This window comes from Sphingomonas sp. LT1P40 (genome assembly GCF_036663835.1).
Classification (GTDB): Bacteria; Pseudomonadota; Alphaproteobacteria; order Sphingomonadales; family Sphingomonadaceae; genus Sphingomonas.
Genome location: NZ_JAXOJT010000001.1, coordinates 1,944,051 through 1,963,243 on the forward strand (window position 1 = coordinate 1,944,051; position 19,193 = coordinate 1,963,243).

Below are 19,193 nucleotides of genomic sequence, written 5' to 3' on the forward strand. Positions count from 1 at the left end.
GTCAAATCCCGCATGACGTTTCGCCCCCGCCACGCTAAACCGCCCCGATGCAACGCCCCAAACTCTCGGTCGTCGTGCCGTGCTATAATGAAGAGGCCTGTCTTGAGCTGCTGTACGGCCGGATCGCCGCCGCCGCGCGCGGTGCAGTGGGCGAGGATTTTGAGATCGTGCTGGTCAATGACGGCTCGCGCGACGGCAGCTGGGCGGTCATGCAGCGCCTCGCCGCCGCCGACCCGCACCTCGTCGCGGTCAATCTGTCGCGCAACCACGGGCATCAGCTTGCGCTGACCGCCGGTCTCGATTTGTGCGCAGGTGAGGAAATCCTCGTCATCGACGCCGATCTACAGGACCCGCCCGAACTGCTTGCCGACATGCGCGCCACCTTGCGCGAACAGGGTGCCGACGTCGTTTATGCCGTGCGCCGCAAGCGCGAGGGCGAGACGTTTTTTAAGAAAGCGACCGCCGCGCTGTTTTATCGCATGCTCGACCGGATCACCGATACACCGATCCCGCTCGACACCGGCGACTTCCGGCTGATGACGCGCCGCGCGCTCGACGCATTCCTGTCGCTTCCCGAACAGGCGCGCTTCATCCGGGGCATGGTCGCCTGGGTCGGCTTCCGGCAGGTACCGTTCGTCTATGACCGGCATGAGCGGCACGCGGGCGAGACCAAATATCCGCTGGGCAAGATGATCCGCTTCGCGCTCGACGCGGTCACCGGCTTCTCCACCGCGCCCTTGCGTTTTGCCAGCCATGTCGGCCTTGCACTGACCGGCCTGTCGGCGCTGCTCGTCCTCTACATCGCCTCTGCCTGGCTGTTCGGTCGCGCGATTCAGGGCTGGACCTCGTTGATGCTGGTCGTCGTCGTGCTGGGCGCGGTGCAGATGTTCGTGCTCGGCATGATCGGCGAGTATCTTGGTCGGCTCTATGTCGAGTCCAAACGACGCCCGCTCTATCTTGTCGCCGATGTCGCCGGGCCGGTGAAGGGCCATGCCTCGCTCGGCTATCGCTTCATGGATTCGGGCGAGGTTACCGTCTCGCCGCACGCGCCAGTCCGCGTCGATGCGCCGGAACCCGCACCAAAGCCGTCGCGGCGCAAGTCCGAACCGCCGACGCTCCTCTGAAGCACGCGTTCGCCCTTCTCGCCCTCGCGCTGGCGACCCCGCTCGCCGCGCAACAGGTGCCGCTGCAAGAGCGCGTCGAGGCGGAGCTGGCCAAAGCCGCGACCGGCACTCGGTTCGGCTTGGTCGTGACGGACGCACAGGGGCGAGAGATCGTCGCGGTGAACCCGGATGGTCGCTTCATGCCCGCGTCGAACACCAAGATCGTCACCACCGCCGCCGCCTTCGCCACCCTGCCCGCGCTCGACCAGCCGGACAACAGCGGCGGTGCGACGGTAGGGATCGAGGGGCGTGACGTCATCCTCACCGGCAACGGCGACGCCCGCCTCTCCAGCGCGCCCGATTGCATCGCCAACTGCCTGTCGCAACTCGCCGACGCCATTGCTGCAAGGACAAAGCGCGTCCGCAATATCACCGGCGACGCCACGCTGTTTGTGGACGAGCGCTGGAGCGCTGGCATGAGCTGGAACAACATCCCTACCCGCTCCGGCACCGCCATCGCCGCGCTGACGCTCGACGACAATGAGCTGGTGGCAAAAGTCACCCCCGCCGCTATCGGCCAGCCGCCCCGCCTCGACCATCTCGGCTATCTCGCTATCGACAACCGCGCCGTCACCGTCGCGGCGGGTGGCAAGACCGACCTGTCCTATGACCGCCTGCCGTTCGAGCGGACGATCCGCCTGACCGGCACCATCGCAGCCGATGCTGGCGAGCGGGCCTTGCGGTTCGGCATCGACGATCCGGCGCATTACGCAGCGTGGCGGCTGGCGGCGTTGCTGAAAGAGCGCGGCGTCAAGGTGACAGGCGCCGTTGCTTCCCGCTATCGCTCCACCACCCAGTCCACGGTGAGTCCAAGCCCGCTTGCCAAGCTGACCCCGCCGCCGCTGGTTGAGGACGTCCGGACGATCAACAAGGACAGTCAGAACCTCCATGCCGAACTGTTGCTTCGGCGTACCGGCGCCGGGTCGGTGGCCGGGGGCCTTAGCCAGGTCGAAGCGATGTTCGCCACGGCCGGTGTGCCCCGGACCGCCTGGGACTTTTCGGACGGGTCGGGAATGTCGACCTATAACCGCATTTCTCCTCGTGGTATGGTCAAGCTTCTCAACTGGGTTGCTGGCCAACCATGGTCTGCAACATTCCGCGACACGCTCCCGATCGGCGGCGTGGACGGCACCCTTGCTCGCCGGTTCAAGGGCACGGCGCTTGAAGGCCGCATCTTCGCCAAGACCGGGAGCATCAACGCGACCAGTGCGCTGGCCGGTTACTTCCTCACCAAGAGCGGCAGGACCCTGACCTTTGCCGCCTATGCCAACGACGTCCCTTCCGAGGCCAGTGCGACGCCAATGACGGACGCTGCGCTGGTGATGATCGCCGAGGCCAATTAGCTCTCCGGCTCGGCCACCACGATCAACGACAGGCCCGGTGGCAACGGCACGCGGCCCAGCAGGTACCGTTCAAGCCCGAAAATCTTTTCGAACGCCCAGTTCAGCGGCTTAGGCGGCGGGGAATCGTCGCTGTCGTCCTTGCCGGTCAGTTTCCCCGCGAGGCGCGCGGCGATGGCCGCCGGGAACAGCAGCGAGTTGAAATAGCCGAGTTTGCGCCATTTCAGACCGGCCTTGCGCAGCGCGTCGGTCAGCGTCGCCTTGGAATAACGCCGCTGATGGTGGTTGACCACGTCATGCGCGCTCCACATCCATTGATGCGCGGGGACGGCGATCAGGATCTTGCCGCCGGGCTTCAGCCGCTTTGCCATGCCCTGAAGCGCGGCAACATCGTCCGCGACATGCTCGATCACGTCGAGCACGGCGATCAGGTCGTACTGCCCCTCGGCCACACCGGTCAGTTCGGGCAAGGGCGCGGTGCCGACGTCGCGGCCCAGCCGCTTGGCCGCCACCGACGCCGCCGCCGGATCGATCTCGATCGCATCGACCGTCCCGAACGCACCCAGCATCGGGAGGTTATGGCCGGTGCCACAGCCGATCTCGAGGATTCGCGCACCCTTAGGCGGCTGGACATAGCGGGCGATATAGTCGGCGAGGATATCGCGGCGGGCGACATACCACCAATGGGTGGAATCATGCTCGGCCATGCGGTCGTAAACGATACGGTCCATACAGGGTCTAAACTCACTTATAACGAGGTCGTGACGGAGCCGAATTTGGCGCTAGGCAAGAAGCAAGGAGGGAGCGAGGGATTTCCATCGTGACCGACGCGCGACGCCGCATAGCGCCAAATTCGGCCCGCCGCTGCGCGGTTGCCGATGGAAGGTCACCGAACGGCGTCGTTTGCTTGCGCGTAGCTCCGCTACGCGACTGCGCTGCACTCCTTGTCGGTGACCTTCCATCGGCAATCACGATCCTCGTTATAAGTGAGTTTAGACCCTCTATCCGAAAACCCATTGGCGATTGAGGGCGAAAGTGGCGATCGGCGTGATCGTCACCACCGGGATCAGCGGCACCCAATCGGGAAAGTGCATCACATCCGCCAGCACCCATGTAAAAATCGCGTTGAGCAGCAGCCCGAACCCCTGCACCGCCAGAAACTTCAGATGCTGGCGCCCGCTATTCTCGCGCGTGCCATGCCCTTTGAAGCTCCATGCGCTGTGCAGGAAAAAGCCGCAGGTTACGGCCACGGCAAAGGCGAACGGCACCGCCATCACTGCCTGCGGGAACACCCACCACGCCAGCGGCAGATAGACTGCGGAATAGATGACAGTCGAAATCACGCCGGCAATGCCGAAGCGGACAAGCTGCCCCAGCACGCCGCTGCGTTGCAATTCGCCGAACCGTTGGATGATTGCTGTCACGCCCGCCTTGCCCTGAAGCCGCGCGTCGCACTAATGCCCATCCAACGACAGGGGAAGCGGTTTTGGAATCGAAGCGATTTTCGGGGTTTGATCTCGAAACCGAAATCTCCACGCACTGGCTGCGCTGGACGTTGCTCGTTTGGGGCGTGATCGTCGGCTGGTTCCTGTGGGACCGCTGGGGCGGGATCAACGGCCTCGCGCTCAGCGACACCGACGACAATATGCGACTGATGCAAGTGCGCGGGTTGCTCGCCGGACAGGGCTGGTACGATCTGCGGCAGTATCGGCTCAGCCCGCCGGAAGGGCTGGATATCCACTGGTCGCGGCTGGTCGACCTGCCGATCGCGGCGCTGATCCTGATCTTCAAGCCGTTCGTCGGCGTGCCGATGGCGGAGCGGCTGGCGTGCGGCATCGCCCCGCTGTTTCCGCTGGCGGTGACGATGGGTGCGATGGGCGCGACGGTGCGCCGACTGATTGCCCCGACCGCATGGCCGATCGCAATCATCATCCTGATGGGCTGCACCGCAACGATGATCATGTTCATGCCGCTGCGGATCGATCATCATGGCTGGCAGCTGGCCTTTCTGAGCCTGGCCGTGATGGGCCTGACCGATCCACGTCGGGCACGCGGTGGTCTTATCGTTGGGCTGTCCAGCGCCGCATCGCTGACCATCGGCCTCGAACTCCTGCCCTATTGCGCGATGGCCGGGGCAATCGTCGCTTTGCGCTGGATCTGGGACGCGGACGAAGTGCGGCGGATGCAGGGCTATGCGCTGGGTCTCGCGGGCGGCAGCACGGCGGGGTTCGTGCTGTTCGCGTCCAACGCCAATTACGCGATGCGCTGCGATGCGCAGACGCCGGTCTGGCTGTCGGTGACGATCACGGCGGGGGCATTGCTGTTCGCCCTGTCGCTGCTCAACCCGGCTAATCGCGCGGTCCGTGTGGGGTTGGCCGCCCTTGCCGGGGCCGCCATTGTCGGCGGCTTCGCCACACTGTTTCCGAACTGCCTGTCGCGGCCCGAGGGTGTGTCGCAAGAGCTGGCGGATACGTGGCTGAACAATGTCCGCGAAGCACGTCCGATCTATATGCATACATTCCGCATGGGCTTCCCGCTCGCGGTGCTGCCGATCATCGGCATCATCGGCGCGGGGGTTTCGGCGTGGCGGGCCAAGACCATCGACCAGCTGGTCGCCTGGGTTGCGATCGGCCTGTTCACCGCGTTCGCCGGCGCGATGCTGTTGTGGCAAGTCCGCGCCGGTCCTGCGGCGCAATTGCTCGCGGTTCCCGGCTCGACCGCGCTGGCGTGGATCGTGGTGCCGTGGTTCCTCAACCATAAATGGATGCCGGTCCGCATTCTCGGATCGGCGGCGGCGTTCCTGCTCGTCTCCGGCCTGTTTGCCGGGTTCGTGGTCAAGTACATCCAGGTCGACAAGCCCCAGCCCGCGCGCGCCACCGTCGCCCGCGCCAATGCCCGCTGTGCCAGCGCGGCCGGGATGGCGATGCTCAACCGCGCGCTGCCGCCATCGACATTGTTCACCCATGTCGACCTCGGGCCTCGTCTGATCGTGATGACGCATCATAACGGCATTGCCGGGCCGTATCACCGCAACGAGCGGGCGATATTGGACGTGCATCACGCGTTCACCGGCCCGGCGCAAGCGTTCCGGCCGATCGCCCGGCGTTATGGCGCGCAGTATCTGTTGGTATGCCCGAACATGGCGGAGTCGACGGTGTATCGGGCGCGCAATCGTGACGGCTTTTACGGACAGTTGGCGAAGGGCAAGGTTCCGAGCTGGCTGGAGCCGGTGACGCTGCCGGCAAAGGCGCCGTATCGGTTGTGGCGGATTCGGTACGATCAACCGGGGTGACGTTGACAGACTTGACGGTTTGACGGGGTTTGAGGGCGGATACGACGGGGAAGCGACGGGTTCGCATCTGTGAGGCGGCGAGAACGCGGCGGTGGCGCGCCATGCACGCGGCACCGGCGCGGCATTGACGCGGCAGATACGCGCCAGTGGCGCGACGGGTTGGCGGCAGGGAAGCGGCGGCGACGCGACGCCCGCGCGCCAGCGGCGCGGCAGAGTTGTCAGGCTTGAGGGTTCGCCGCCGTTGCATCGACGAGTTTAAAGCAGGCGAAATCCAACATTGCCAGTGGGTTTGCGCGTCTCAGCATTTATCCTCCCCGGCACGGGGAGGTGGCAGCGCATAGCGCTGACGGAGGGGGCTATCCGCACCGGAAGCCCTTGCCTCGCTCCCCCTCCACCAGCTTCGCTGGTCCCCCTCCCCGTGCCGGGGAGGATAAGACAGTTCGACCGCCGACCCCGTAGCCGATGCTTGGCTTAAATGGCATAATGCCCGTTATGAAAAATATTCAGATCGTCGACGGTGCATCGAACGCCACGCTCAGCATCTTCCAATCGACTGAGCAAGAGTTTGAAGTGATCTTCCCTGGTGGCCGGGACATGGAACTGATTGAAGACCTGATCGCGCGTGTCGGTGATGACGAAGCGGGTCGTGTGCTTACGCCGCTATGGAGCCGACCGATCCTAAAGCGAGATGCTGCAGGCATCCATGGAACGCTCTTTTATGACAATGAGGACCGCATAATCCCCGCGACAAAACGAGAGATCGATTGGGATGACAGTTCCATCAACCCGGCTCAACGAGAGCTATTCGCCCGCCATCGGGGTGACAGCTAACCGTCAATAGCCCTCCCCTAAACCCCAAAACTCTTCTTCACCCCGTCGATCACGAACTGGATCGCCAGCGCCGCGAGCAGCACGCCGAGCAACCGCGTGATGACCGACTCGATCTTCGCACCCAGCAGCCGCATCAGCGGCCCGGCTGCCAGCAGCGCGGCAAGCGTCAGGATCAGGACCAGCGCCAGCGCGCCGAATACCACCGCCGTTTCTGCCGGTCCCTCGGCGCGGGAGACGAGCAGCATGATCGTGGCGATCGAGCCCGGTCCGGCGATCATCGGCATCGCCATCGGGAAGACCGAGACGTCCTCCACTTCGGGCGTCTGGCGCACCTTTTCGGCGCGGTCCTCGCGGCGTTCCTGGCGCTTTTCGAACACCATCTCCAGCGCGATGATGAACAGCATGATCCCGCCCGCGATGCGGAACGCGTCGAGGCTGATGCCGAGCGTGCGCAACAGCGCCTCGCCCACCAGTGCGAACACCAGCAGGATGGCGCTGGCGATCATCGCCGCGCGGATCGCCATCGCGCGCTGCTGTGCCTGCGTCGCACCCTTGGTCAGTCCGGCATAAATCGGCGCGCAGCCGGGCGGATCGATCACGACGAACAGGGTGGCGAAAGCGGAAATGAAGATTTCGATCATGCGCGTTCCCCCAGCTTGCGCTCCCACGCGACGGCGTCGATCACGATGCGGTCGAGATCGTCATGCTGGGGTCGCCACGGCAACGCCGCCAGGATCGCGCGATTGTCCGACACCAGTTCGTCCGGATCGCCCGCGCGACGGCCTTCGAAGCGGCGCTCGATCTTGACGTTTGTGACCCGGTCGACCGCGTCCAGCACCTCAAGCACCGAATAGCCGCGGCCGTATCCGGCGTTGAGCGTGTGGCTCTTCGTTGGCTCCGCGATCAGCAGGTCCAGCGCATCGACATGCGCGGCGGCGAGGTCGCTGACATGGATGTAGTCGCGCACCCCGGTGCCGTCGCGCGTTGCGAAATCGGTGCCGAATATGCCGACATGGGGGCGCTTGCCGGTTGCCGCTTCGACCGCAACCTTGATGAGGTGGGTGGCACCCGCTGTGCTCTGGCCGCTGCGCCCCTGCGGGTCCGCGCCCGCGACGTTGAAGTAGCGCAGCGCGGCATAGTTGATCGGGTGCGCCGCCGCGACATCGGCCAGCATGAACTCGGTCATCAGCTTCGACATGCCATAGGGGTTGATCGGAATGCGCGGGGCATCCTCACGCACTGGCACGACCTCCGGGATGCCATAGGTGGCGGCGGTGGAGGAGAAGATGAAGTGCTTCACGCCGGTCGCCACCGCGCTCTCGATCAGGCTGCGGCTGGCGGCGGTGTTGTTGCGGTAATATTTGAGCGGGTCGGTGACCGATTCCGGCACCACCACCGATCCGGCGAAGTGCATGATCGCGGTCACATTATGATCGCGGATCGCGGTGCGGACGACCGCATCATCCTCGACGCTGCCGACCACCAGCTTGGCGCGCGGATCGACCGCCCAGTCGAAGCCGGTAACAAGGTTGTCGATCACGACAACCGACCAGCCCGCATCGAGCAGCGCCAGCACCGCATGGCTGCCGATATAGCCCGCCCCGCCCGTCACCATCACCGTACCGTCGCGCATTCTGATCCGTCCCGTTGTTCGCAAGCGGCCCAAACCCTATCTTAATGCGGTAAGCAAGGAGTTCCAAAATGACGAGCGAAACCGCAATCTTCGCGGGCGGATGCTTCTGGTGCGTGGAAGCGGTGTTTAAGGATCTGATCGGGGTCGAGACGGTCGAGAGCGGCTATATCGGCGGGCATGTCGACAACCCGACCTACAAGCAGATTTGCGGCGGCGATACCGGGCATGCCGAGGCGATCCGGGTGACGTATGATCCGGCAAAGATCGGCTATGGCGACCTGCTCGACATCCATTTCGCAACGCACGATCCGACGCAGCTAAACCGGCAGGGCAATGACGTCGGCACGCAATATCGTTCTGCGATCTTCCCGATCACGCCGGCGCAGGAGGCCGAGGCGAAAGCCGCGATCGAGCGCAATGCCGCCAGCTGGCCCGCGCCGATCGTCACGGCGATCGAGGCCAACGACACCTGGTGGCCGGCCGAGGATTATCATCAGGATTATTGGGACGGCGAAGGCCAGCGAAATCCCTATTGCCTTGCCGTGATCCCGCCCAAGCTCAACAAGCTGCGCAAGAGCTTTGCCGCGCGGCTGAAGGATGCGGCGACCGCCTGACATCATTTCGCAAAGGGGACGCAGATGACGGCACGACAGCGATCGACGCTGATCCTGATCGTCGCCTTCTGGGCGTTCACCTTTGCGATGCTGTCGATCCGCGCGGCGTTCGTCGAGTCGTTGCCCTTTTCCGTCATCGGCCCGCGCCGCGCGATCACGGCAGCGTTCGGCGTGGCGCTGTGCCTGGCGATGGTGTGGCTGCTGGCGCGGTTGCGGACGGGGGCGTTTTTCCGCTGGATCGCGTGGGGCGTGGGCGGGGCGCTGGTGATGGCGGTGGCGCTGACCAGCTTTGGATTCACGATGAACCGCGTGGTAGCACCGCTTCCCGGCCTGTCGGCGGTGACGCCTGGCGATTATGCGCAATGGGTGCTGATCTGGCTGGGCTATTGCCTTGCGTGGACCGGCACGCACCTGGCGCTCACCTATCACTGGGATGTGCAGGACGAACAGGCGCGCAGCGCGCGGATGACGGCGCTGGCGAGCGAGGCGCGGTTTGCGGCGCTGCGGTACCAGATCAACCCGCATTTCCTGTTCAACACGCTCAATTCGATCTCGGCGCTGGTGCTGGAGCGCCGCAATGACGAGGCGGAGCGGATGCTGCTCAACCTCTCCGCCTTTGTCCGCACGCTGTTCGCGCACGACCCCGGCAGCATGATCCCGTTGCGCGAGGAATTCGCCTTTCAGCGCCTGTACCTTCAGATCGAACAGGCGCGATTCGAGGCGCGGCTCACGGTCGTTTTCGACTTTGCGGAGGGGATCGGCGATATGCCGGTACCGACGCTGATCCTGCAACCGTTGGTCGAGAATGCGATCCGCCACGGGGTCGGTGCGGCCGAGCAACCCACGACAATCCGCATCTGCGCTGCCCGCAGCGGCGAGTGGGTCGAGCTGATGGTGGAGGACGATGCGATCCCGGTCGAACCGTCGGCGCCCGGGACCGGCCTTGGCCTGACCAACACCCGCGAGCGGCTGGCTGCGCATTACGGCAGCGCCGCCATCCTCGACGCCGCGCCGCGCACCCCATCGGGCTATTGCGCGCTGATCCGCATTCCGGCGGCGGCGGCGTGACAATGCTGCGCGCGATCCTGATCGATGACGAGGCGCTGGCAATCCGTCGGCTCGCGCTCGCGCTGAAACCCTTTACCGACGTCGAGGTCGTGGCGACCGGTGCCAGCGCGCGCCACGCCCGCCTGTTGATCGCCGAACACCGTCCGGATCTGGTGTTTCTGGACATTGCGATGCCGGGCACCAGCGGCCTCGACATCGCCGGCGAGATTGCGGGGTCGGGACCCGCCGTGATCTTCGTCACCGCGTTCGACAGTCATGGCGCGGCGGCGTTCGGGGTGGATGCAGTCGACTATCTGCTCAAGCCGGTCGCCCCGGAGCGACTTGCCGCCGCGATCGCCCGCGCGCGCACATGGATTGGCGGGCGCGCGAAGCTGACCGCCGATGCCACGCCCCCGGACGACAGTATCTGGGCCTATCGCCACCGCGAATATGTCCGCATCCGCATCGCCGACATCAGCTGGGCCGAGGCGGATGGCGACTATGTAAGGCTGCACACCGCGGACGGCACCGGGCTGGTGCGCGCGACGCTGTCGGCGATCGAGGCGCGGCTCATTCCCGCAGGCTTTATCCGCGTCCATCGTTCCGCTTTGTGCCGCCGCGAGGCGATTGCCGGACTGTTGCGTCGGCCCAGCGGCGCGCTCGCCATTCGCCTGAACACTGGGGCGGAGATTCCGGCCGGACGCAGCTATGTCGGCGGGCTGCGGGGGATGATCGACCGGCTTCAGGATCCGGCTCCATAAGCGCTGTGACGCTCGCCGCATCGGCGCGACGCCTGCCGCTTTCCGGATGGCACGACACCTGCCGCCGCCTACCCCGGTTGCGGGTCGAGCGTGGTACCTATCCCCCCGCCGTGCCGGCCCACATTCATTCGGCGACCGCGCGGAAAATCGTGGCGGCGCAAACGAACCCCGATAGGGGGAGGTCGGCGCCTCAGCACCTCGGGCGCTGGCCGGAAAGGGATCCCGCGCGTCGCATATTGCGGGATCCCGATCCGGCCAACCTGCCCGCCTGAATCAGTCCTCGCCACCCGGCAGCGGCGCACCCTCCACCGGCGGCCGCTTCGCTGCCTCGGCACCCAGAGTCTTGTAGATCAGCCCGCCGATCATCCCGCCGACGATCGGCGCGACCCAGAACAGCCACAATTGCTGAACTGCCCAGCCGCCGACGATCAGCGCCGGGCCGGTGCTGCGTGCCGGGTTGACCGATGTATTGGTGACCGGGATCGAGATCAGGTGGATCAGCGTCAGCGTGAGGCCAATCGCGATCGGCGCGAACCCGGCGGGTGCGCGGCTGTCGGTCGATCCCATGATGATGAGCAGGAACATCGCGGTCAGCACGACCTCGATTGTCAGCGCCGCGGTCATGTTGAACTGCCCCGGCGAATGCTCGCCAAAGCCGTTTGCGGCGAGGCCACCCGCGAGGTCGTATCCGCCCGGTGCACCGCTGGCGATGCAGTATAGCAGCCACGCCGCGACCAGCCCGCCGACGAGCTGTGCGGCGACGTAGAGCGGGATGTCCTTCGCGGCGAAGCGTCCGCCCGCCCACAGGCCGACCGTCACCGCCGGATTGAGGTGGCAGCCGGAGATATGTCCGATCGAATAGGCCATGGTCAGTACGGTGAGGCCGAACGCCAGACTGACGCCGAGCAGCCCGATCCCCACTTCCGGAAACGCCGCCGCCAGCACCGCGCTGCCGCAGCCGCCGAATACCAGCCAGAATGTGCCGATCAGCTCGGCCAGCCCGCGTTGCAAATTGGTCATCATGCCCCTCCTGCTATCGTGATCGAACAGGCCAGTTAAGCGGCAGGGGCAGCCTAGAACTCGTTCCGCCGGTGTAAAGACCTAGAAGGGCCGACATCCGGTTTCCATCCTCACCCCCCAGGGGGAGGTGGCGCGAAGCGACGGAGGGGGAGGAAGCAAGCCGCTGGCGGTCTGGCATCCGCCCCCTCCGTCAGCCTCGAGGCTGACACCTCCCCCTGGCGGGGGAGGATATGTTCCGACCGAATGGCGATCCGTCCTAGTCGTGCGCCGCCCGGTTCAACCGATCGTTGATCGCAATGCCGATGCCATCGTCGGGGACGGGCGCAACGGCGATGGCCGTGCGGTCGCTTGCGTCGGCACGGTGGAGCGCGTCGAACAGGCGGGTGGCGGCTTCGGTCAGGTCGCCCGATGCGGAGAGGGTGTCGTCGCCCGCTACTGCGCCGAAACCGATCAGCCATTCGCCTTCGCGCGCTTCGGTGGCATCGAGCCGGAGCGGCTTCGATGGGGCATAGTGGCTGGCCAGCTGCCCCGGCGCTTCCACCCCCTCGCCCGCCACGCCCAGCCACCGCCCGATCTCCCGCTCGATCGCGTCCGCCGCAATCGGGCCGGGGCGCAGCAGTCGTGCACCGCCCCCGAGTGCGACAATGGTCGATTCGATGCCGCCGCTGGTGGGGCCGTCGTCGACGATCAGCGGGATGCGCCCACCCAGACTCGCCGCGACATGTGCCGCGCGCGTCGGACTGATCGACCCGCTGGCATTGGCGGAGGGGGCGGCCAGCGGAACGCCCGTCGCCGCCAGCAACGCCTGCATCGCGCGATGTTGCGGCACGCGGATCGCCACAGTCGTCAGGCCCGCCGTCACCAGTCCGGCAAGCGTCGCATCGGGCCGGATCGGCAGCACCAACGTCAGCGGCCCCGGCCAGAAGCTATCCGCCAGCGCGCGCGCATCGCGGTCGAACATCGCGATCTTCTCCGCTGCCGCACGATCCGCGACGTGGACGATCAGCGGGTTGAACGATGGCCGGCCCTTCGCCGCGTAGATGCCTGCGACGGCCGCCGCGTGCGTTGCGTCCGCCGCGAGGCCATAGACCGTCTCGGTCGGCACCGCGACGCATTCGCCCGCCGCGATCAGCGTGGTGGCCTCGGCAATCGCGGCCTCGCCGTAAGGTAAGGTTCGCGTCTCGAAATGCGGGTTTGGTTCGCTCATGCAACCGTGGCTATAGCGAGCGCAAAATCGCGGCAAGAGAGGACGTCATGAGCTTTACCCCCGCCATCGCCGAACAGCGCTTTGTCCTAGAGCATATCGCCGGGATTTCCGAGCTGTCCGAAGCCGCGACGCCCGATCTGGTCGATGCTGTGCTGGAGGGGGTCGGTGCGTTTGCGGCGGGCGAATGGGCGCCGCTCGACCGTATCGGCGATACGGTGGGTGCGAAGTGGACGGCGGACGGCGTGGTGATGCCGGAGGGCTATGCCGCCGCGTACAAAGCCTATGTCGAGGGTGGCTGGGGCACGATCGGGTCGCCGGAAGCGTTTGGCGGACAGGGGTTGCCGTTCACGCTGGCGACCGCGGTGCTGGAGATGCTGGGCACCGCGAACACCGGGTTTGCGCTCTGCCCGACGCTGAATGTCGGCGCGATCGAGTCGCTGATGCATCATGGCACGCCGGAGCAACAGGCACTGTGGCTGCCAAAGCTGTCCACCGGCGAGTGGACCGGCACGATGAACCTGACCGAACCGCAAGCAGGCAGCGATGTCGGCGCGCTGAAATCGCGGGCCGAGCCGCGCGGCGACGGCACGTTCAGCATTACGGGCACGAAAATCTTCATCAGCTTCGGCGATCACGACATGGCGGACAATATCGTCCACCTCGTCCTCGCCCGCACGCCCGATGCGCCGCCGGGAACCAAGGGCATCTCGCTGTTCCTCGTCCCCAAATATCGGCTCGATGCCAGCGGCAAACCGGGTGCGTTCAACGATGTCCGCGTGGTGTCGATCGAGCACAAGATGGGCCTGCACGCATCGCCCACCTGCGTATTGTCGTTCGGCGATAACGGCGATTGCATCGGCGAGCTGATCGGTGAGGAGCTGGGCGGCATCCGCGCCATGTTCACGATGATGAACAATGCGCGGCTGAACGTCGGGCTTCAGGGGGTGCAGGTCGCCGAGCGTGCGACTCAGCGTGCCGTCGCCTTTGCCCGCGACCGTATTCAGTCAGCGCGGGCCGGCAAGGGTCGCGAGCCGGTGGCGATCATCGAGCATCCCGATGTCCGCCGCATGTTGCTGCGCATGAAGGCGCAGACGATGGCGGCGCGGGCTCTGGTGTATCTGGCGGCGTCGATGGTCGATCGGGCGAACGTGGGCGATGCGGCGGCGCGGGCACGGCTGGAACTGCTGACCCCGCTGGCCAAGGCGCATGGCACCGACATCGGCAACGAGGTCGCATCGCTGGGCGTGCAGGTGCATGGCGGCATGGGCTATATCGAGGAGACCGGCGCGGCCCAGCATTTCCGCGATGCGCGGATCACGCCGATTTACGAAGGCACCAACGGCATCCAGGCCGCCGATCTGGTCGGTCGCAAGCTGACCGGCGATGGCGGGGCGGCGTTGGCCGCGCTGATCGCCGATATGCGGGCCGATGCGGCGGACGCGGGCCTGGTCGCGCTGATCGACGCGTGCGAGGCGGTCGGACAGCATATGCTGGGTGCCGAAGTCGATGACCGGTTAGCGGGCAGCTATCCGTTTCTGACGATGCTGTCGGTCGCGGTGTGCGGCTGGCTGATGGAGAAACAGGGGCGAATTGCGGCTGGCTGTGAGGGCGATCCCGCGTTTCTGGCGATGAAGGCGGCGGCGGCGCGATTCCATGTCGAGCAGATCGTGCCGGAGGCGGTGGGGCTCAAGGCGGCGGCGATGGCGAAGGCGGAAGTGCTTTACGCCGTGGATGCGGAGACGTTTGCAGCCTGAAGCGATCAGCCTTCGCGCTTGGTGCGAAGATGCTCGATGGTGGTTCGTTCAAACGCCAGCGGATCGGATCGCGCGGCTAGAATCGCGTCTGCATCGATCTCGAACGCAACGCATCCTTCGGCGAGCAGCGCCCCGCTGTCGCACGATCCGGCGAGCGTGGTCAGGTCGTGCAGCGCGGTGACCAGCGTCAGCCCGTCATCGACGCGAGCCCGCAATGCGCGCCGCAGATCATAGGCCGCCAGCGGATCGAGCCAGTTGAACGGTTCATCCAGAATGACAATGTCCGTTGGGCGGGCAAAGGCACAAGCGATTGCGATCCGTTGCCGCATCCCGGCCGAACAGGCTCCGATACGGGTTTCGATCAGCCGCTCGATCTCCAGCGCGGCGGCCAGCGAGCCGAGCGTTGCCAAAGCGGGTTCGAGCGCACCACCGGCAATCGAGAGAATTTCGCGCGCGGTCAGCGCGTCCGGTAGCATCGCCGGGTCGGGCGCAAACCCGATCGCGCGGGCGCGGGCGGCGCGATCCGCCGACATATCGACGCCGCCGATCCGGATTTGCCCGCCCTGCGCGGCCAGCCGACCCGCGACGGCGCGCAGCACACTGGTTTTGCCCGATCCGTTCGCGCCGATCAGCCCGAACCAGGTTTGCGCGGGGACCGCCAGCGTCACCTCGCACACGGCCAGTGTCTGACCGCGCATGACCCGCAGCGCCTCGACTGCCAGTGCCGGATTCATGGCAGCATCCAGGTCACGGATCGCGCCCGACGGTAGAAGGTCACGCCGAGATACCCGATCACCAGCGCTACCAATGGCGGCATCAGCATCCCCACCAACCCGGCACCGAAAATCGAGAAAGTGAGGATCGTGTCGGCGCTTCGCCGGGAGTGCACGCGATACGCCCAGACCCGCAGCGCGACATAGCATCCGAACCCCAGACCGATCAGCGCTACGATCGCTGCCGCGCGTGGATCGAACAGCCCGGCGAGGAGGGCGACCGGCACCAGATAGGCCGCACCCGCCGCTAGATGCAGCAGCGCACTGTGTCCCGCGCCGTAGCCGGTGGCAGCGAGGAAGCGGACCACTTTATGGTCGACGCGCCCCAGCATCAGCAACGGTAACAAGGCTCCGGCGGCCAACGCGAACGGTGCCCAGCGTTCCCCAACCCAGCCGCTCACCCCCATCGCCGCGAGGATGACCAGCAAAATGCCGCCGCTGGCCGCAGACCAGCCGAACGGAAGCTGAGTTGCGACAATTGCTTTCAGCGGCGTTGTCCCACCGCCGCCGCCGCACCGGAGAGACCAAGCGGGCGACGCGATGAAAGGCGTCACGATGCCGAGTGCGGTTCCGCCCCCGAAACCGGTAAGAAGGAAAGGCAGCACACCGGGCCGGATGGCCAATCCCGCCACGGCCACAACCGCCAGACCCAACGTCGCGCCCAGGGCCAGAAACCGGCGTGCCGACACAGGCGTTAGAGCGTCCGCAGCCAGCACGCCGTCCGCACGATGCCAGTCCAGTCGGCGGATCGCGGTGCGTCCCGTCAACCATCCGGCGAGCGCCCCGACCGCCCCGGAAATTCTTTCATCGTCAAGCAGCGCCTGCGGCCCGCGCGCGTGCATCAATCCGATCGCCAGCGCACAGATTGCCGCCAGCATCAGCCAGTCGCGCCATTCGGGAAACGCTTCCGCGATCGCACGGCGCAGGACGAGTCGGTCGTGTCGGATCAGCGGCAGCGCACTGCTCCCGCGCGGTTCACGCGATCTCGCGGTCCAGCAGCTCGCTCGCGTTCAGCCCCAGCAGCGCAATATGCTCCCGCACCTTCGGCCAATAGCCGTTCAGGAAGCGGTCGCGCTCGGCCAGCTTCAGCCGTTCGACCGCGCCGGACAGCACGAACATGCCGACCCCGCGCCGCACCTCGACATAGCCGTCGTCCTGGAAACTCTGATACGCCTTCGCCACCGTCAACGGGTTCGCGCCATGTTCGGCGGCAAGCGCGCGCACCGATGGCAATTGGTCCCCGGCGCGATACTCCCCGCGCAGGATCGCGGTCGCAATAATCGCGCGCAGCTTCAGGTAAACGGGCGAGTCTTCATGTTCCAGCGCTGTCATGGTGCCTTAATACAGCAAGGGCGCGGCAAGTTCCACCATTTTGATGGTTTCGTCAGATACCAACCGACTCCGGTTCGCGCCAGATCGAGACGACGGCGTTCATGTCGGGCCGGGGGCGTTCTTCCAATGGCTTAGCGGGTGTGCCGATGAAGATGAATCCCGCGATCCGCTCCGGCGCAGCGCCGAACAGGTCGCGCACGCGGTCGCTGAATGCCGCCCAGCCGGTCAGCCAGCACGCCGCATAGCCGCTGGCGTGAACGGCATGCTCCAGGTTCATCGTCGCCGCGCCGACCGACAATTCCTGTTCCCACAAGGGGATCGAGCTGGCGGTCTTTGGCGAGAACAGCACGACCACCAGACAAGGGGCCTGACGCGCAAAGCCGTCCATCGCCTCGATCTCCAGCCGACCGGCCCCGGGCCGGTCGGCGCGATACGCCGCGACCAGTTCCGCCGCCAGTGCGTCGCGGGCGCCGTCCGGCACCACCACGAACCGCCACGGGGCCAGCTTGCCGTGATCGGGCGTGCGCGCCGCAATCTCCAATATGCGCGCGAGTTCGGCAGCGTCAGGGCCGGGCGCGATCATGTCGCGTGCCTTGCCCGAGCGACGGGTGGCAAGCAGCGAGAGCGGGGTTGAGCGATCGTTGAAGGTCATGGCCAGCGCCGATAGCGCGGCCCCGCCGCCACGCAAAGGTCCAATTGCGAACCGTTCGCAATGGTCCAGTCGAACCGATCACGGTTTCGCTTGTAACAATCATGCTTCACATGGGCGTTTTCGACGCTAGTCTCCCCGCCATCCGGCCATAGAGCCAATGAAATCAGTCAGGGAGCTTCGTGCCAATGGCACTTTCACCAGCAGCCGCACCGGGCGGCGAGCGAACATTTCTGGGCCACCCCGTTGGCCTGTTCATCCTGTTCTTCGCCGAAATGTGGGAGCGCTTCTCCTATTACGGCATGCGCGCGCTGCTCATTTTCTACCTGACGCAGCATTGGCTGTTCTCGGACGAGAAATCGGGCGTCATCTATGGTGCCTATACCGCGCTGGTTTACATCACGCCGGTGCTGGGCGGTTATCTGGCGGATCGCTATCTGGGCCAGCGCAAGGCGGTGACCTATGGCGCGGTTCTGCTGACGTTCGGCCATTTCCTGATGGGGTTTGAGGGAAGCGGCGGACAGGACCCGGCGTCGCTCAGCCTCTTCTGGCTGGCCTTGTCGTTCATCATTGTCGGATCGGGCTTCCTGAAGGCCAACATTTCGGTGATCGTCGGCCAGCTGTATCCGCGCACCGATGTGCGGCGCGATGGCGCGTACACGATCTTTTACATGGGCATTAACTTGGGCGCTGCGCTTGGCTCGTTGCTGTGCGGTTATCTGGGTCAGACCTATGGCTGGAATTACGGTTTCGGCGCGGCGGGCGTGGGCATGTTGCTCGGCCTGATCGTGTTCGTCATCGGCAAGCCGTTGCTGATGGGTCAGGGCGAAGCGCCCGACGCGGCACGGCTCAAGACGTCGGTGATGGGCATCAAGTTCGAGTGGCTGCTGTATCTGGTCGGCATCGCCGCCGTCATCGGCATCTGGCAGTTGATCCAGTATCAGGCGGTGATCGGCTATCTGCTGATGGTCGCCGGCGCGATTCTGGTCGGTTACGTGCTGCTGACCGCTGTAACCAAGTTGGAAAAGCATGATCGCGACCGCATCTTTGCGGCGATGTTCCTGATCCTGGGTTCGATCATGTTCTGGGCATTGTTCGAGCAGGCGGGTTCGTCGCTCAACCTGTTCACCGATCGCTATGTTGATCGTTCGGGCGTCCCGGCATCGATGTTCCAGTCGATCAACGCGATCTATATCGTGCTGCTCGCCCCGCTGTTCGCGTTGCTGTGGACCAAGCTGGGTCGCGCGGGCCTCGAGCCATCGACCCCGGCCAAATTCGGGCTGGCGATGTTGCAGCTGGGTCTGGGCTTCCTCGTCCTCGTCTGGGGATCGCAGGCGGCGGGGATGGAAAACCTCACCCCGGTGCTGTTCATTTTCCTGATCTATCTGCTGCACACCACCGGTGAGCTGTGCCTGTCGCCGGTCGGCCTCAGCGCGATGAACCGGCTTGCCCCCGCACATATGGCCAGCCTTATCATGGGCACGTGGTTCTTCGCATCGGCCACCGGCAATTTCGCCGCGGGCCTGATCGCGGCGGCGACGGGTTCGGAAGCGGCATCGGGCGATGGCGCGAACAAGGCGGTCGTGCTGGACGTGTACTGGACCGTCGGTCTGGTGGCGATCGGCTTTGGTGTGGCGGTGCTGGTCATTTCGCCGCTGATCAAGAAGCTGATGCATCTCGACACGCTGAAGGACAATGAGCTGGCGGGTGAAGCCCAGCTCGCCGAGCCGCAGGCGGCGGGCGTCAATACGACCGGGGAAACCCGCTGATCTGAAAA

Annotated in this window: 19 protein-coding genes; 9 read left to right on the forward strand and 10 right to left on the reverse strand. The window is 65.6% G+C overall.

Annotated features, from left to right (window positions below; translation table 11 throughout):
• Nucleotides 1-47: 47 nt before the first annotated feature.
• Nucleotides 48-1,124 carry a glycosyltransferase family 2 protein gene (locus U1702_RS09710; protein ID WP_332723851.1) on the forward strand — a complete coding sequence of 359 codons (1,077 nt, stop codon included), beginning with the start codon at nucleotides 48-50 and terminating at the stop codon, nucleotides 1,122-1,124.
• Nucleotides 1,125-1,180: 56 nt separating this feature from the next.
• Nucleotides 1,181-2,506, forward strand: a complete 1,326-nt coding sequence (gene dacB, locus U1702_RS09715) for a D-alanyl-D-alanine carboxypeptidase/D-alanyl-D-alanine endopeptidase (RefSeq protein ID WP_332723853.1) — start codon at nucleotides 1,181-1,183, stop codon at nucleotides 2,504-2,506.
• On the opposite strand, the gene U1702_RS09720 is transcribed toward dacB, so the two are convergent.
• A complete protein-coding gene (locus U1702_RS09720) occupies nucleotides 2,503-3,234 on the reverse strand; it encodes a class I SAM-dependent methyltransferase (protein WP_332723855.1) in 732 nt (243 codons plus the stop codon). The genes dacB and U1702_RS09720 overlap by 4 nt on opposite strands.
• A 270-nt stretch (nucleotides 3,235-3,504) precedes the next feature.
• The gene (locus U1702_RS09725) at nucleotides 3,505-3,927 is read right to left on the reverse strand and encodes a GtrA family protein (RefSeq protein ID WP_332723857.1); all 423 of its coding nucleotides are present in this window, start codon (nucleotides 3,925-3,927) and stop codon (nucleotides 3,505-3,507) included.
• 62 nt (nucleotides 3,928-3,989) lie between these two features.
• On the opposite strand from U1702_RS09725, the gene U1702_RS09730 reads away from it, so the two are divergent.
• Nucleotides 3,990-5,795, forward strand: a complete 1,806-nt coding sequence (locus U1702_RS09730; protein WP_332723859.1) for an AcrB/AcrD/AcrF family protein — start codon at nucleotides 3,990-3,992, stop codon at nucleotides 5,793-5,795.
• A 492-nt stretch (nucleotides 5,796-6,287) separates the two neighbouring features.
• Complete coding sequence (locus U1702_RS09735; RefSeq protein ID WP_332723861.1) at nucleotides 6,288-6,626, forward strand: DUF8220 family protein; 339 nt, start codon at nucleotides 6,288-6,290, stop codon at nucleotides 6,624-6,626.
• Between the two features lie 17 nt (nucleotides 6,627-6,643).
• Here U1702_RS09735 and U1702_RS09740 read toward each other — a convergent pair whose 3' ends face one another.
• Both U1702_RS09740 and galE read right to left on the reverse strand, forming a co-directional pair.
• Entirely contained in the window at nucleotides 6,644-7,267 is a 624-nt protein-coding gene (locus U1702_RS09740) for a MarC family protein (RefSeq protein WP_332723863.1), read from the reverse strand.
• Complete coding sequence (galE, locus tag U1702_RS09745) at nucleotides 7,264-8,259, reverse strand: UDP-glucose 4-epimerase GalE (RefSeq protein WP_332723865.1); 996 nt, start codon at nucleotides 8,257-8,259, stop codon at nucleotides 7,264-7,266. Before galE ends, U1702_RS09740 begins: the two co-directional genes overlap by 4 nt.
• Nucleotides 8,260-8,327: 68 nt before the next feature.
• Between galE and msrA the strand changes: the two genes are divergently transcribed.
• The 3 genes from msrA to U1702_RS09760 are packed head-to-tail and all read left to right on the forward strand — an operon-like array spanning nucleotide 8,328 to nucleotide 10,681.
• Nucleotides 8,328-8,873 (forward strand): peptide-methionine (S)-S-oxide reductase MsrA, encoded by a 546-nt coding sequence (gene msrA / locus U1702_RS09750; RefSeq protein WP_332723867.1) that lies wholly within the window; start codon nucleotides 8,328-8,330, stop codon nucleotides 8,871-8,873.
• 24 nt (nucleotides 8,874-8,897) lie between these two features.
• A complete protein-coding gene (locus U1702_RS09755) occupies nucleotides 8,898-9,941 on the forward strand; it encodes a sensor histidine kinase (RefSeq protein WP_332723869.1) in 1,044 nt (347 codons plus the stop codon).
• Between the two features lie 2 nt (nucleotides 9,942-9,943).
• The gene (locus U1702_RS09760) at nucleotides 9,944-10,681 is read left to right on the forward strand and encodes a LytR/AlgR family response regulator transcription factor (RefSeq protein ID WP_332724672.1); all 738 of its coding nucleotides are present in this window, start codon (nucleotides 9,944-9,946) and stop codon (nucleotides 10,679-10,681) included.
• A gap of 273 nt (nucleotides 10,682-10,954) precedes the next feature.
• Here U1702_RS09760 and aqpZ read toward each other — a convergent pair whose 3' ends face one another.
• On the reverse strand, nucleotides 10,955-11,701 hold the full coding sequence (gene aqpZ / locus U1702_RS09765; RefSeq protein WP_332724674.1) for an aquaporin Z: 747 nt from the start codon (nucleotides 11,699-11,701) through the stop codon (nucleotides 10,955-10,957).
• Nucleotides 11,702-11,957: 256 nt separating this feature from the next.
• Nucleotides 11,958-12,908 carry an L-threonylcarbamoyladenylate synthase gene (locus tag U1702_RS09770; RefSeq protein ID WP_332723871.1) on the reverse strand — a complete coding sequence of 317 codons (951 nt, stop codon included), beginning with the start codon at nucleotides 12,906-12,908 and terminating at the stop codon, nucleotides 11,958-11,960.
• A 47-nt stretch (nucleotides 12,909-12,955) separates the two neighbouring features.
• On the opposite strand from U1702_RS09770, the gene U1702_RS09775 reads away from it, so the two are divergent.
• A complete protein-coding gene (locus U1702_RS09775; protein ID WP_332723873.1) occupies nucleotides 12,956-14,662 on the forward strand; it encodes an acyl-CoA dehydrogenase family protein in 1,707 nt (568 codons plus the stop codon).
• 5 nt (nucleotides 14,663-14,667) lie between these two features.
• Here U1702_RS09775 and U1702_RS09780 read toward each other — a convergent pair whose 3' ends face one another.
• The 4 genes from U1702_RS09780 to U1702_RS09795 form a co-directional block, all read right to left on the reverse strand.
• Entirely contained in the window at nucleotides 14,668-15,396 is a 729-nt protein-coding gene (locus U1702_RS09780; RefSeq protein WP_332723875.1) for an ATP-binding cassette domain-containing protein, read from the reverse strand.
• Nucleotides 15,393-16,313 (reverse strand): hypothetical protein, encoded by a 921-nt coding sequence (locus tag U1702_RS09785; RefSeq protein WP_332723877.1) that lies wholly within the window; start codon nucleotides 16,311-16,313, stop codon nucleotides 15,393-15,395. The genes U1702_RS09780 and U1702_RS09785 overlap by 4 nt, the downstream gene beginning before the upstream one ends.
• Nucleotides 16,314-16,410: 97 nt before the next feature.
• Nucleotides 16,411-16,767: a GntR family transcriptional regulator gene (locus U1702_RS09790; RefSeq protein ID WP_332723879.1), complete on the reverse strand. Its 357-nt coding sequence runs from the start codon at nucleotides 16,765-16,767 to the stop codon at nucleotides 16,411-16,413.
• A gap of 52 nt (nucleotides 16,768-16,819) precedes the next feature.
• Nucleotides 16,820-17,419, reverse strand: coding sequence for a nitroreductase family protein (locus tag U1702_RS09795; protein ID WP_332723881.1), 600 nt, complete (start codon nucleotides 17,417-17,419; stop codon nucleotides 16,820-16,822).
• A 185-nt stretch (nucleotides 17,420-17,604) separates the two neighbouring features.
• Here U1702_RS09795 and U1702_RS09800 point away from each other — a divergent pair, with 185 nt between their 5' ends.
• A complete protein-coding gene (locus tag U1702_RS09800; RefSeq protein WP_332723883.1) occupies nucleotides 17,605-19,185 on the forward strand; it encodes a peptide MFS transporter in 1,581 nt (526 codons plus the stop codon).
• The last annotated feature ends 8 nt before the right edge of the window (nucleotides 19,186-19,193 follow it).

Excerpts from the sequence above, each read along its gene's own strand:
- msrA (WP_332723867.1), top strand. The coding sequence starts at position 8,328 with ATGACGAGCGAAACCGCAATCTTCGCGGGCGGATGCTTCTGGTGCGTG.
- U1702_RS09790 (WP_332723879.1), bottom strand. The coding sequence starts at position 16,767 with ATGACAGCGCTGGAACATGAAGACTCGCCCGTTTACCTGAAGCTGCGC.
- U1702_RS09795 (WP_332723881.1), bottom strand. The coding sequence starts at position 17,419 with ATGACCTTCAACGATCGCTCAACCCCGCTCTCGCTGCTTGCCACCCGT.
- aqpZ (WP_332724674.1), bottom strand. The coding sequence starts at position 11,701 with ATGACCAATTTGCAACGCGGGCTGGCCGAGCTGATCGGCACATTCTGG.
- galE (WP_332723865.1), bottom strand. The coding sequence starts at position 8,259 with ATGCGCGACGGTACGGTGATGGTGACGGGCGGGGCGGGCTATATCGGC.
- U1702_RS09755 (WP_332723869.1), top strand. The coding sequence starts at position 8,898 with ATGACGGCACGACAGCGATCGACGCTGATCCTGATCGTCGCCTTCTGG.
- U1702_RS09800 (WP_332723883.1), top strand. The coding sequence starts at position 17,605 with ATGGCACTTTCACCAGCAGCCGCACCGGGCGGCGAGCGAACATTTCTG.
- U1702_RS09775 (WP_332723873.1), top strand. The coding sequence starts at position 12,956 with ATGAGCTTTACCCCCGCCATCGCCGAACAGCGCTTTGTCCTAGAGCAT.
- U1702_RS09740 (WP_332723863.1), bottom strand. The coding sequence starts at position 7,267 with ATGATCGAAATCTTCATTTCCGCTTTCGCCACCCTGTTCGTCGTGATC.
- U1702_RS09780 (WP_332723875.1), bottom strand. The coding sequence starts at position 15,396 with ATGAATCCGGCACTGGCAGTCGAGGCGCTGCGGGTCATGCGCGGTCAG.
- U1702_RS09735 (WP_332723861.1), top strand. The coding sequence starts at position 6,288 with ATGAAAAATATTCAGATCGTCGACGGTGCATCGAACGCCACGCTCAGC.
- U1702_RS09760 (WP_332724672.1), top strand. The coding sequence starts at position 9,944 with ATGCTGCGCGCGATCCTGATCGATGACGAGGCGCTGGCAATCCGTCGG.
- U1702_RS09785 (WP_332723877.1), bottom strand. The coding sequence starts at position 16,313 with ATGCTGGCGGCAATCTGTGCGCTGGCGATCGGATTGATGCACGCGCGC.
- U1702_RS09720 (WP_332723855.1), bottom strand. The coding sequence starts at position 3,234 with ATGGACCGTATCGTTTACGACCGCATGGCCGAGCATGATTCCACCCAT.
- U1702_RS09710 (WP_332723851.1), top strand. The coding sequence starts at position 48 with ATGCAACGCCCCAAACTCTCGGTCGTCGTGCCGTGCTATAATGAAGAG.
- U1702_RS09770 (WP_332723871.1), bottom strand. The coding sequence starts at position 12,908 with ATGAGCGAACCAAACCCGCATTTCGAGACGCGAACCTTACCTTACGGC.